The sequence below is a fragment of the Proteus sp. Marseille-Q3619 genome, assembly GCF_965283115.1.
On the sequence record NZ_CBDIMP010000001.1, the window covers coordinates 1,503,299 to 1,515,257 of the forward strand.

Here is an 11,959-nt window from a genome sequence, read left to right on the forward strand (position 1 = left end):
ACATGATGGATCATAAGCCTTTTTCTGGCTCTTATGTATCAGGAGATGTCGATTTCTTACTTCAACCGGTTAATATCGAAATGACGCCCGTTGAGTTAAAAGAAGAGCTGATACAATCGGGTAAGCGCCACTATTCTGACATGCTAAGTCAAGAGCCAGAGCCAACAACATGGCATCTAGATCTCTTTGAAAAAGCGCTAGAAACAGGTGCTACACGCTTAGCAACTGAAGTCATAATGTTGGCTAAATCACTGATTGAACGCTTTGGTGATACCCCAATTATCTTGACAAGCCTTGTTCGTGCAGGTGTTCCTTTAGGTGTCATGTTGCAACAAACATTACGTAAAATGGGAAAAACCTCTTATCACTACGGCATTAGTATTATTCGAGATAGAGGCATTGATAGCGAAGCGCTTTCATGGATAGAACAACGCCACGGTACAGAAGGTATTGTGTTTGTCGATGGATGGACAGGAAAAGGCGCTATTACAGGTGAACTTATTCGTTCGTTATCCGGGCGAAAAGGCTATCCAGCTCAGCCTCGTCTTGTCGTCCTTGCTGATCCTTGTGGCTGTGCATGGTTAAGTGCCAGCGATGAAGATTGGCTTATCCCATTTGGGATCATGGGAGCGCCTGTTTCAGGATTAATTTCACGTTCAATTTGGACTGAAGAAGGCTTTCACGGTTTTGTGGATTGCCAACATTTAAAACAGTATGAATGCAGTCGTTACCTTGTTGATACTGTTGGAAAAGTCGTTGATGCATTAATCGATAACGATATTCCACTAGCTACATTTAAAGAACAACAATCAGACTTAAAAAAGCTGAGCGAAAACGTCGTTAGTTCACTTGCAAACAAATATGATATTTCAAATATCAATCGTATAAAACCCGGTATTGCTGAAGCCACACGCGCTGTTTTACGCCGTGTACCTGATCATGTTCTTGTGAGAGAAATAACCGATCCTGATGTCGCGTTACTGGTTTATCTTGCGCAGGAAAAAAATATTGCTGTTATTGAAACAGGGCAAGCGCTTGGTCAATATCGTGCAGTGACTATCATTAAAAAGGTGAAATAATGATTGAACGATTATCCCCATGGAATTTAGGGGCAACGCTTTATATGCCCGCGACACGAACAGATATCGCACCCACAATCATCAACCAGAAAATTGAAGGGTTACGCTCTTTAATTATCTGTTTAGAAGATGCCGTGAGTGATGCAGATATTCCTGTTGCATTAGAAAACTTGGCAGCCTTATTAAATACCTTAGCAGAGCACAAAAAAAACAGCGATTGTAGCCATTGGCCACTGCTGTTTATTCGCCCTCGCCACACTGAAATGGGTCAATGGATCACTGAAAATCTTGATGTCAGTGCCATCGATGGGCTTGTTTTGCCTAAGTTCACACAAGTTTCTCTGCCAATTTGGTGGAATATTATTGAAAATACGCATTTATGTATGATGCCAACACTTGAAACAGAAGAAGTGTTTGATGTTATTCAAATGACAGAGCTTGCAAACCACCTACTGACTCACCCTTGCCATAACAGAATTATTGCATTACGTATTGGTGGTAATGATTTAATGAATGTCATTTCTCTTAGACGTAATCGCCAATTAACACTTTATGATGGCCCAATGGGTTACGTGATAAAAATGTTAGTTGCTGTCTTTGGTGCTCGCCAATTTGCCCTCACAGCACCTGTTTGTGAGCATATTGATGATCACCATATTATGGATAAAGAGCTGGCGCTTGATATTGCTAATGGCCTTGTAGGTAAAACAGCGATCCATCCAAAGCAAATTCATAAAATTGAACAAGCTCTCATGGTGTCTCAATCCGATCATTCAGATGCATTACGTATTTTAAATTCAACACAAGCCGTCTTTAAATCACAAGGTGCAATGTGTGAACCAGCAACACATCGTCGCTGGGCATTGAGTATTTTAACCAGAGCTAAAATTTATGGCATTATTCCTAACCAACAAAATAATGCTCAACGTTTTAACGCAACATAAAATACTCTATAACTGGTGATGAATTCGATAAGATAAAATAATTATCTTATATTGATTTCGATTTATAAGTTTCTAGTTAAAGCATGTTATCTTTAACTAGAACTTATAAGAATAACGTGAATCTTTTTATTTAAAAAAGTGTATTTTTTTTATTTCAGTTATTAATTTATACTACATTTAATAGGAAGCTTATTTTATTTATCCTTGTCAACAGAGAACAAGAATAATAGAAATTATTGCTGAATATTTTAACACACCAATGACAAAACAAGTGGTAACTAAGCATGCAATTAAGCACTCGTCAGGTCAGAGTCTTTACACTGGCAACCCTTTTAAGCTCAGGAAAAAAGGTTCCAACCATTAAGATTATTTCTGCTCTTGAATGCTCAGAGCCTACGTTAACTCGCGTATTAAAAGAGATAAGAGATTCTTATGGTGCTGAAATAAAATACAGCAAAGCCTCTCGTGCATATCAAATGACTGAACGAGGTCAACTCGATAGTAAGGCGTTACGCCGTATGCGTGAGGCATTATCCGCCAGCGAAGATCTACGCCACAATGGAATGACAAGCCGAGTTTATCTCGATAAAGATAAGAAGAAATCTGTTTCACTTTCATTAAAAATGTCAGCATTACGCAAGATTGATAGATTATCTTATTTAAATAATTCTACACGTAGTGAAGCTGTTGAATTATTAGTTGATCACTATATTGAAAATTTAATTCAATCAACACTCGCTGAAATAGCAGAGAAAGAAAAAGAAAAAAGAATTCGAATTAAATAAAAAAGTAACTTGATACTTCGGTATCAAGTTATTTTATAAAAAATAACAAAACAGAAAATATATAGAAACAGTTATCTAATAGACTTATTTTATATATTTCATTACACTCTTTCTTTATTTTAAATCACTTTAAAAACAAAAAAACACCAATTAATTAATGCTTTGAATTTATTGACTTTTATAATTATTGTTTTTTTAATAAAAAGAGTATTTATACCTAATCACTATTAGTCATTCATTTAGCATTACTCTTATTAAGAGAATTCAATAAATATATTTTCTTTAATAAAAGAAAATCTCTCCATCACTCAATTTAAGGGTGACAAACAGGCTAATTCCTCTTTTATTTTACTTTTCATACTATCTTCATTCAGATTAATAATATTGGACAATCATCACTGCGTTTTGTCTCTAATTTAATTAAACTAAGCATAATCTCAATTGAACACCTTCATGAGTCGGTTAGTATATTAATCGCTTATTTCTATCTCACTCACAGGATAAATGCATGAGAAGATTGCCAGTTTACCTTTTGCTTGATACATCGACTTCCATGTATGGAGAGCCTATTGCAGCAGTAAAAAATGGCGTTGAAATGCTTTTATCAACACTACGCCAAGATCCTTACGCATTAGAAACTGCTTATATTTCTATCATCACCTTTGACTCAACCGCACAACAGGTTGTGCCACTCACTGATTTAATCAATTTTAAAGTACCTGATTTAGTCGCAAGTGGAACAACAGCATTAGGTTCTGCGCTCACTTTAGTTTCTAGTCGTATTGAAAAAGAAGTACAAAAAACTACAACTGAAACAAAAGGAGATTGGCGTCCGTTAGTTTTTGTGATGACAGATGGTGCCCCCACAGACGATTGGAAAAAAGGCGTTGAGAAATTTAAAGCGGCACGCACTGACGTTGTTATTGCGTGTGCAGCAGGACAATCAGCACAAACTGATGTACTAAAAAATATCACTGAAATTGTATTACAGCTAGATACTGCGGACTCCAATACCATTAAGTCATTCTTTAAGTGGGTTTCAGCTAGTATTTCTGTCGGTAGTCAAAAAGTCGATTTAACTAAGAAAGATATTAGTGATCTTGATGACTTACCACCGCCACCTCCTGAGGTTAACGTTGTACTTTAAATAAAAAAGGAATGAATATGTCTATTAGTTTAAAAAAAGGACAAGGTGTTAGTTTAAAGAAAAATGAATATGACCTTTCCTCTGTCACTATCGGTTTAGGCTGGGATATCAACGAAGAAAAACGCGGATTCCTTGGTGGGCTTTTTGGTAAAAAAAGCGAAGAATACGATTTAGATGTTATTGCCTTCTTATGTGGTGAAAATGGCAAAGTAAACGATTTAGGACAAATTGAAGGTGGGCAACCTTCTCTCGTTAATGGCGATATTATTTTCTTTAATAGCCTACAACACAAATCAGGACAAATTTGGCTAACGGGTGATAACCGAACAGGCGCAGGTGATGGCGATGATGAACAGATCATCGTGAAATTAAACACACTTGATCCTAAATTTACCAAAATTGTCTTTATTGTTCAGATTTACAATGGTCGAGAACGACAACAACATTTTGGTAAAGTACAAAACGCCTTTATCCGCGCTGTTGATGCGAAAAATGTAGAAATGGCTCGTTTTGATTTATCTGGAGGCGAAGCCTTCAACAACCAACGTTCAATGCTGTTTGCTGAATTAGTCAGAGAAGATAATGGCTGGAAACTGAACGCCATTGGTGAGCCTTCAAGTTCAGATAGCTTTATTTCTTACTTAAAGGATTTCGCCTAATGAGAAGACTTCCCGTTTACCTGCTGATTGATACTTCAGGATCAATGAGAGGTGAATCTATTCATGCGGTTAACGTTGGGATACAAACAATGCTTAATGCATTGAGACAAGATCCTTACGCATTAGAAAGCGTGCATATCTCTATCATTACCTATGATAACGAGGCTCGTGAATTTATCCCATTAACTGCATTAGAAGATTTCCAATTCTCAGATATCACCGTACCTAGCTCTGGCGGTACTTTCACGGGTGCTGCGCTGGAATGTTTAATCAAGTGTGTCGATCGTGATATTAAACGTTCCGATGGTGACCAAAAAGGTGACTGGCGTCCTCTCGTTTTTTTAATGACGGATGGCACACCGTCTGATGCTTACGCCTATGGTGAAGCGATTAAAGAAGTGAAAAAGCGTTCATTTGGTTCGATCATCGCTTGTGCTGTTGGCCCTAAAGCCAAACACGATCACCTTAAAGAGCTTACATCTCAAGTGGTAGCTTTAGAAACGCTAGACTCCAATGCCTTCTCTGGCTTTTTTAAATGGGTTTCTGCCAGTGTCGCATCCGGCAGTTCAAGTGCAGGAGTGAATACGGATAAAGACACCCTACCGCCACCACCTCCTGAAATCCAACTGGTACTGTGATCTACAAAAGCAAAGCGCTCCAAAAGGCTTTGCTTTTATTTTATTCAGGCTTTGATTTATCCATCACAATACATAACAGCCACGATAAAGTGATAAGGTATAACAATGAGAAGGCTACCCATTTTCTTTGTTTTAGATTGTTCAGAATCAATGGTCGGTGAAAACCTAAAAAAGATGAATGACGGTCTAACAACTATTATTAACGATCTGAGACGAGATCCGCACGCCCTTGAAACGGCTTGTATTTCTGTTATCGCCTTTGCTGGCGTTGCAAAAACGATTGTTCCACTCACTGAAGTCGTCTCTTTTTATCCTCCTCAACTTCCTTTAGGCGGAGGCACTTCATTAGGCAGCGCCTTACGAGAACTTTCTCACCAAATCGACACACAAGTAAGAAAAACCACACTTGAGCAAAAAGGCGATTGGAAACCTGTCGTTTACCTTTTAACTGACGGCAGACCTACTGATGATTACGCGCAAGAGATCAAGCGCTGGAAAGCTCACTACGCCAACAAAGTTAACTTAATTGCGATTGGGTTAGGCTTAAGTGCAGACTTACATGTGCTGTCGCAATTAACTGAAAACGTGCTGTTATTTACCGAAGCACAAGAAGGCGATTTTACTCGTTTCATTAAATGGATAACGATGTCAGTGGTTTCTCATAGCCGAAGTGTTGGCGAAGAGCCGCCGCCACTTTTAAATCAAACAGAGTATATTGTTCGTCTTGCGAAAGATGATGTTGCTCGTGCCTATGATGAGTCTTGTGTCACTTTTGTCGGGCGTTGTAGCCACACACGTTCACCTTATTTAATGAAATATGAACGTCCGCCAATGAAAGCTTCAGGGCTCGATTTTAACCTCAATCTTAATGGTTTTAACTTAACGGGTTGCTACACCTTAAATGAAGATTACTTTACATGGAGTGATCTCAGTGCCACGGCATATCAAGTTAACACCAGCGAACTTCATGGTACACCTGGCTGCCCTTATTGTGGCAATGCTACTGCTTTTGCCGTTTGCCAATGTGGTAAATTACTTTGTGTGAATGGCCCTGAAAGCGTTGTTTGCCCTTGGTGTGATAACAACATCACCTTTGGTGATAACAGCAACCAATCTGACTTTGATGTCACACGAGGTAAAGGCTAATGGATAAAAAAGCCCTACTCACAAAACTGATTATTGATGACACGCTGACACAACATCGCATTCCTGTTCATGAAGAGCTCGTTATTGCGTTGTATGAAGATGTGGAAATCGCTCAATACATTGATTTTATTATTGATAAAATCAATACTAAAGCGGCAGAAAAAATAACACCACAAGACAAAATCCCCCCTATTCTTCTGTTATTGCCACCAGCTCGCAATTTAGCTGCTGAAGAAACATCATTACCAGAAGAGTGTCCATTAAAGCCAGGTCAAATTCCAACACACTCATCACCAATGCCAACAGAAAAACCGATTATTCATCGCCCTACGGCAAAAATTACCCTTTCTAATGCAAAAGTAGGCACTGCATTCAATTCTACGCTCAGTATCGAGCTAAATACCCTCGAAATTGCCGAAATTGAAGCGGTTGATGTCCCTGAAGGAGTTGGAATAACCTTTGATCATGAAAGTTGCTGCTTAGTAGGAATGCCAACAAAAAGTGGCAATTTTACATTGGTTGTCCATTGGTCTGTTAATGCTATTCGTTATCAAGATAAAGTCTTATTAATCATCAATCCTGATCCGCGTAGCTTATGGCAAATCAATGAACCTCCCGCTGATAGCCTTTATCCCAAAGCCCACATCGATAGCCAACTTATTCTTGAAGAAGACATTCGAATTGTAGGAGCAAGCCGTCGTGGACGTTCTCATGAACATGCAGGCACATTCCGTGATGATGATTTTTATATTCACCACGATAACCAAAGCCAATGGAATATTTTAATTGTCGCTGATGGTGCAGGCAGTGCTCGCTATTCTCGCGAAGGCTCACTCATTGCTATCAATACGGTCAGCCATTATTTAAAATCACAATTAAGTTTGGAAAATGAAGCAATTAAACCTCATCTTGAAACCATCCATCAATGGAATGACAACAGCGCCATTAATCAAGTAGGAAGCTTCTTTGCACAACTCTTTCGTAATGCCGCCCAATTAGCGATTAATAACCTCAAAAATGAAGCGATTCATATTAATGAACCCGTAAAATCATTTTCAACAACGTTATTAGCCACGGTTTCTTTGCGTATCAATGATGAGTTATTTGCTGCCTCATTTTGGATGGGAGATGGTGCGATTGCCGCTTATGGCCCTGCCGGAAAAGTGCGTATTTTAGGTATTCCTGATAGTGGTGAATATGCAGGACAAACCCGTTTTCTTGATGATAGTGCGCTCAACGATGCTGAATTTAATCGACGCATTATTATTGGTAAGTGGAAAGAAATTTCACATCTTATTTTAATGACTGACGGAGTGTCCGATCCCGTATTTGAAACGGATAATGGCTTACAAGATCCCAATAAATGGGCTGCACTCATTGATGAAATATCGCCTTGTTTAGCCTCTCCTGAAAATGCAGCTAGCGCATTGGCTGAATGGCTGAATTTCTTTTCAGCAGGCAATCACGATGACCGCACTCTGGTTGTAGCTTGGTAATCATAAAAGAGAGAATGGGTGAGTTTCATGGCAGAGATCATTACCTGTACAACGCAAAGTGGAAAAATAGTTCAGTACGTCAATGAGATCATTGGCTCTGGCTCAATGAAAGATGTCTATTTTTCCCCTGACCGAACCTACGTTGTTGCCTTCTATAAAACAAAACAGAATGCACAAGCCAAAGATAGAATCGATATGATAACAGGCTCTTATCGACATAATATCTTTGAACAAAGTGGTGGAGAATATTGGAAAAATCTCTTTTGCTGGCCAACGGATGTTGTCGAACATCAAGGCAAAATTGGTATTGTTGTTCCAACTTATCAATCCCACTTTTTCTTTAAATATGGTTCTAAAAACAATGACTTTCTTGCAATAAAAGGTCGAGAAAAAGAAGGTAAATGGTTTGCAAGTGCCAATAACCAAAATAAATTTCTCGATCCTCGTGAAAGAGGTAATCTATTAAATTACCTTAAAGTTTGTTTATTGCTCTCTCGCGCAGTACGACGAATGCATGCAGCAGGCTTATGCCACAGTGATTTAAGCTATAAAAACGTCCTTATCGATCCTGAGCAAGGTCATGCCTGTGTGATTGATATTGACGGTTTAGTGGTTCCCGGTAAATATCCGCCTGATGTGGTGGGAACCCCTGACTTTATTGCGCCTGAAGTAGTAAAAACCAGCCATTTACCGAAAGAAGATCCTAACCGTATCTTGCCAAGTATCACGACAGATAGACACGCACTTGCGGTATTAATCTATATGTATCTGTTTTATCGACACCCATTACGGGGCGGTAAAATTCACGATCTTGACGATGAAATGCGCGATGAAACGCTCTCTATGGGTGAAAAAGCATTGTTTATTGAGCACCCAACTGATCGTAGCAATGCGGTAAAACTTAATCAGGTAAAACCTTCATCGCTACCTTGGGCTGATCCTGAAAAAATCCCTTATACCATTATGGGGCCGTACTTAACGCCTCTTTTTGAAAGAGCCTTTATTACAGGATTACACGATCCTTCACAACGCCCTACCGCTGATGAATGGGAAACGGCATTAGTCAAAACGGTAGATTTAGTTCAGCCTTGTCAAAATAAAAATTGTGAACAACAATGGTATGTTTTTTCTGGAAAAACACAGCCCGTTTGTCCTTATTGCCATACGCCTTATAAAGGCCAATTGCCGATTTTAAATCTCTACTCTTCGCGCAAGGCAGGTAGCTTTAGACCTGACGATCACCGCTTAATGGTATGGAGTAATCAATCACTCTTTCCTTGGCATGTTAATCGCCTTATTGCGCCCAATGAACGCACTACTGATGAACAGAAAAAACGTGTCGGTTATTTCGTTTTTCACAATTCAACATGGTGGCTGGTGAATGAACGTATTGAGGGATTGATGGTATTGCCAGAGAAAAAACAGATAGCCATTGGCGATAAAATTGCGCTAACAGATGGGTTGCAATTTGTATTATCGACAGAAGAAGGCGGACGACTGGTTGTGGTGCAATTAGTCTCAAATTAACGATAACGAGAGAATAATCCGTTTAATTTATCGTGGGTTATTCTCTTTGCTATAAGCTATTTTTAAATCAACGTTTAAATTCCATTGTTAAATTTAAATCTTTTGTCGGTTTTCCTGACTCATAACGCCATTTTTCCATAGCTCGAATAGTCGATAAACCAAAAACCTCCACTAAAGGGGAATCTAACATCCTAATATTTTGCACATATCCATTTTCATCAATATCAAATTTAATATTTAACGCTCCCTCAATGCCTTGAGAATACGCTTTTGCAGGATAATTAGGAAATACTCGTAATAAATTCTTAGGGTGATTTTTAACCGTAAGATTTGACTCATTTATTTCACTCTGAGTTATTTTCTCTGGTTCATCGGCTAATTTTGCTTTCAATAATTGCACATCCGACTGTGTTGATTGAATAGCACATCCATTTAATAAAATGGTGCTGCAAAGTAAACTTAAAATAGCTAATTTTATTTTCATTTTTCTTTTCTGAAATAAGATTAAATATAAAGATACAATAATATATCTCATTATCATTTCTATTCTCAATTAAATATTTAGTTAAGAAAAACTGTGCAATTAATCATATTTCAGCCGTCCTATTTAAATCAAAGTCAGATCACATATTCACGTCTCACCCTTGCTATTTAGCGCTAACGTTCAATATTGGATATCAAGATCCCAGTTTATTAAGCCCCAGTATTTACAATACCGAACAGTGATAATTGGAGGGACTAATGAAAACTAAAAATAAAATCAATGTACTAGAACTTATTTCACCAGAAATGCAGCAAGTTATGCAATTTTATGCAGATAATCCTCAACCTGCGCCAGAAAGTAATGACTACCCTTCTATGCGCCTTGCTTACAATCAAGACAGACGTTATTGGAATGCAGATGCACCCGAAATGTTTAGCATTCAAGATATTTCCGTTAGCACGTCTTATGGCGAGGTACTAACACGCCTTTATCAACCCACAGAAAAAACACCCGCAACACTCTATTATCTTCATGGCGGGGGCTTTATTTTAGGGAATTTAGATACCCACGATCGCATTATGCGTTTACTCGCGTCTTATACAGGTTGTGCTGTAATTGGTATTGATTACTCACTATCACCAGAAGCACATTATCCACAAGCGATTGATGAATCAGCGCAAGTCTGCCAGTTTTATGATCAACATGCTGAACACTACGGTATTAACACTCAACACATTGGTTTTGCAGGCGATTCTGCGGGAGCCATGTTATCGCTTGCTACTGTACTGTGGTTACGCGACAAACAAATCCACTGTGGCAAGGTAAGTGCAGCTTTATTATGGTATGGATTATACGGTTTACGTGATTCCACCAGCCGTCGGCTTTATGGTGGTGAATGGGATGGGTTACGCCAGCAAGATCTAGAAGAATATGATAATGCCTATTTAACCGCGTTAGGCAATCGTGATGCACCTTATTATTGCTTATTTAATAACGACTTAACGCAAGATATTCCCCCTTGCTTTATCGCCAGCGCACAATACGACCCACTTATTGATGATAGCGTGACTCTCTTTAAAACCCTTGAAGCACATCAATCACCTTGTGAATATAAAATGTATCCAGGCACATTACATGCCTTTTTACACTACTCACGCATGATGAAAGTGGCTGATGACGCCATTCGAGATGGCGCTCATTACTTTGTAAAACAACTTAAGAATTAAAACTCAAGATTTCGAATAAAACGATAATCCGCAGACGCCTCTTTAAGTCGATACAGACTTGCAGGGCGTCCTCTCTCTGCCCGTTTTTCTCCTGTATCAATCAATAAATCAGCTTGTTCGATACGTCGTCTAAAGGATTTTTTCTGGATCTCTTTACCAATCAGAATTTCATGAACATGTTGCAACTCTGGCAAGGTAAAAACTTCTGGCAATGCAAATCCGGGAACAATCGAATAGAGTGATTTTTGCTTTAATCGCTCTCTTGCTTGTGTAATTAATTCATTGTGATCAAAAGCTAAGCTTTGTTGTGTAATCTCATCAATAGGACACCACATTACCGAATCCACGGTATCAATATGTGCTTCACACACTTGATGTGCAATCAACGCGGTATAACAGACCGTCACAGACCAACCTCTTACATCACGCAGGTTATTTCCCACTGAACAAAGTTGCTCAATATAAGGAGGGATCACACCCGTTTTCTCTTTTAATTTTCTTAGCACAGTATCTTCAAGGCATTTGTCCTGTACTTCATCGACAAATCCACCAGGTAAACCCCATTTTCCTTTTTCAGGATGCTCTCCTCTTTTCACTAACAATACTTTTAACTGCTCTTCATGATAAGTAAACAGTACCGCATCAACAGTAATCAGTGGGGATAGGAAATCACGGCGGTTATAACTGGCTAAAAAATCTTGTTCATTCATGGCGTAAGCTTTATTAGAAAACGATAAAACTATTTTAAGCCTAAACAGCAAAAAATCAAATTTTGTCATAAAGACACTAAATCAGTTGACAAGCATAGTGTCGATAGGACACAATCCA

At 38.7% G+C, this 11,959-nt stretch carries 12 protein-coding genes; 10 read left to right on the forward strand and 2 right to left on the reverse strand.

Translation table 11 applies throughout. From position 1 onward, the window contains the following. Positions 1-2 precede the first annotated feature (2 nt). The 9 genes from ACWPWK_RS06855 to ACWPWK_RS06895 all read left to right on the forward strand — a co-directional run bounded on the left by ACWPWK_RS06855 (position 3) and on the right by ACWPWK_RS06895 (position 9,421). Positions 3-1,079, forward strand: a complete 1,077-nt coding sequence (locus tag ACWPWK_RS06855; RefSeq protein ID WP_109373003.1) for a cysteine protease StiP family protein — start codon at positions 3-5, stop codon at positions 1,077-1,079. After that, the gene (locus ACWPWK_RS06860) at positions 1,079-2,023 is read left to right on the forward strand and encodes an HpcH/HpaI aldolase/citrate lyase family protein (RefSeq protein WP_109373002.1); all 945 of its coding nucleotides are present in this window, start codon (positions 1,079-1,081) and stop codon (positions 2,021-2,023) included. Before ACWPWK_RS06855 ends, ACWPWK_RS06860 begins: the two co-directional genes overlap by 1 nt. Positions 2,024-2,307: 284 nt before the next feature. Then, positions 2,308-2,808, forward strand: coding sequence for a tellurium resistance protein TerW (locus tag ACWPWK_RS06865; RefSeq protein WP_454208581.1), 501 nt, complete (start codon positions 2,308-2,310; stop codon positions 2,806-2,808). Between the two features lie 508 nt (positions 2,809-3,316). Beyond that, a complete protein-coding gene (locus ACWPWK_RS06870) occupies positions 3,317-3,955 on the forward strand; it encodes a vWA domain-containing protein (RefSeq protein WP_109373000.1) in 639 nt (212 codons plus the stop codon). A gap of 17 nt (positions 3,956-3,972) precedes the next feature. Further along, positions 3,973-4,614: a TerD family protein gene (locus ACWPWK_RS06875; protein WP_109372999.1), complete on the forward strand. Its 642-nt coding sequence runs from the start codon at positions 3,973-3,975 to the stop codon at positions 4,612-4,614. Further along, entirely contained in the window at positions 4,614-5,252 is a 639-nt protein-coding gene (locus tag ACWPWK_RS06880) for a vWA domain-containing protein (RefSeq protein ID WP_075672662.1), read from the forward strand. The genes ACWPWK_RS06875 and ACWPWK_RS06880 overlap by 1 nt, the downstream gene beginning before the upstream one ends. Positions 5,253-5,357: 105 nt before the next feature. Next, positions 5,358-6,398 (forward strand): TerY-C metal binding domain-containing protein, encoded by a 1,041-nt coding sequence (locus ACWPWK_RS06885; RefSeq protein WP_109372998.1) that lies wholly within the window; start codon positions 5,358-5,360, stop codon positions 6,396-6,398. Beyond that, positions 6,398-7,894, forward strand: coding sequence for a PP2C family serine/threonine-protein phosphatase (locus tag ACWPWK_RS06890; protein ID WP_109372997.1), 1,497 nt, complete (start codon positions 6,398-6,400; stop codon positions 7,892-7,894). The genes ACWPWK_RS06885 and ACWPWK_RS06890 overlap by 1 nt, the downstream gene beginning before the upstream one ends. 27 nt (positions 7,895-7,921) lie before the next feature. After that, entirely contained in the window at positions 7,922-9,421 is a 1,500-nt protein-coding gene (locus ACWPWK_RS06895) for a helix-hairpin-helix domain-containing protein (protein ID WP_109372996.1), read from the forward strand. 67 nt (positions 9,422-9,488) lie between these two features. Here ACWPWK_RS06895 and ACWPWK_RS06900 read toward each other — a convergent pair whose 3' ends face one another. Then, complete coding sequence (locus ACWPWK_RS06900; protein WP_160230682.1) at positions 9,489-9,905, reverse strand: TonB family protein; 417 nt, start codon at positions 9,903-9,905, stop codon at positions 9,489-9,491. A 257-nt stretch (positions 9,906-10,162) separates the two neighbouring features. On the opposite strand from ACWPWK_RS06900, the gene aes reads away from it, so the two are divergent. Next, the gene (aes, locus tag ACWPWK_RS06905; RefSeq protein WP_109372994.1) at positions 10,163-11,131 is read left to right on the forward strand and encodes an acetyl esterase; all 969 of its coding nucleotides are present in this window, start codon (positions 10,163-10,165) and stop codon (positions 11,129-11,131) included. On the opposite strand, the gene ACWPWK_RS06910 is transcribed toward aes, so the two are convergent. Continuing rightward, positions 11,128-11,841 carry an NUDIX hydrolase gene (locus ACWPWK_RS06910; RefSeq protein WP_109373136.1) on the reverse strand — a complete coding sequence of 238 codons (714 nt, stop codon included), beginning with the start codon at positions 11,839-11,841 and terminating at the stop codon, positions 11,128-11,130. The two genes, aes and ACWPWK_RS06910, sit on opposite strands and share 4 nt — an antisense overlap. Between the last annotated feature and the right edge of the window lie 118 nt (positions 11,842-11,959).

What these genes read in the sequence shown, in the direction of transcription:
- aes (WP_109372994.1), top strand. Translation starts at nt 10,163, where the DNA reads ATGAAAACTAAAAATAAAATCAATGTACTAGAACTTATTTCACCAGAA.
- ACWPWK_RS06910 (WP_109373136.1), bottom strand. Translation starts at nt 11,841, where the DNA reads ATGAATGAACAAGATTTTTTAGCCAGTTATAACCGCCGTGATTTCCTA.
- ACWPWK_RS06890 (WP_109372997.1), top strand. Translation starts at nt 6,398, where the DNA reads ATGGATAAAAAAGCCCTACTCACAAAACTGATTATTGATGACACGCTG.
- ACWPWK_RS06880 (WP_075672662.1), top strand. Translation starts at nt 4,614, where the DNA reads ATGAGAAGACTTCCCGTTTACCTGCTGATTGATACTTCAGGATCAATG.
- ACWPWK_RS06900 (WP_160230682.1), bottom strand. Translation starts at nt 9,905, where the DNA reads ATGAAAATAAAATTAGCTATTTTAAGTTTACTTTGCAGCACCATTTTA.
- ACWPWK_RS06860 (WP_109373002.1), top strand. Translation starts at nt 1,079, where the DNA reads ATGATTGAACGATTATCCCCATGGAATTTAGGGGCAACGCTTTATATG.
- ACWPWK_RS06885 (WP_109372998.1), top strand. Translation starts at nt 5,358, where the DNA reads ATGAGAAGGCTACCCATTTTCTTTGTTTTAGATTGTTCAGAATCAATG.
- ACWPWK_RS06855 (WP_109373003.1), top strand. Translation starts at nt 3, where the DNA reads ATGATGGATCATAAGCCTTTTTCTGGCTCTTATGTATCAGGAGATGTC.
- ACWPWK_RS06875 (WP_109372999.1), top strand. Translation starts at nt 3,973, where the DNA reads ATGTCTATTAGTTTAAAAAAAGGACAAGGTGTTAGTTTAAAGAAAAAT.
- ACWPWK_RS06870 (WP_109373000.1), top strand. Translation starts at nt 3,317, where the DNA reads ATGAGAAGATTGCCAGTTTACCTTTTGCTTGATACATCGACTTCCATG.
- ACWPWK_RS06895 (WP_109372996.1), top strand. Translation starts at nt 7,922, where the DNA reads ATGGCAGAGATCATTACCTGTACAACGCAAAGTGGAAAAATAGTTCAG.
- ACWPWK_RS06865 (WP_454208581.1), top strand. Translation starts at nt 2,308, where the DNA reads ATGCAATTAAGCACTCGTCAGGTCAGAGTCTTTACACTGGCAACCCTT.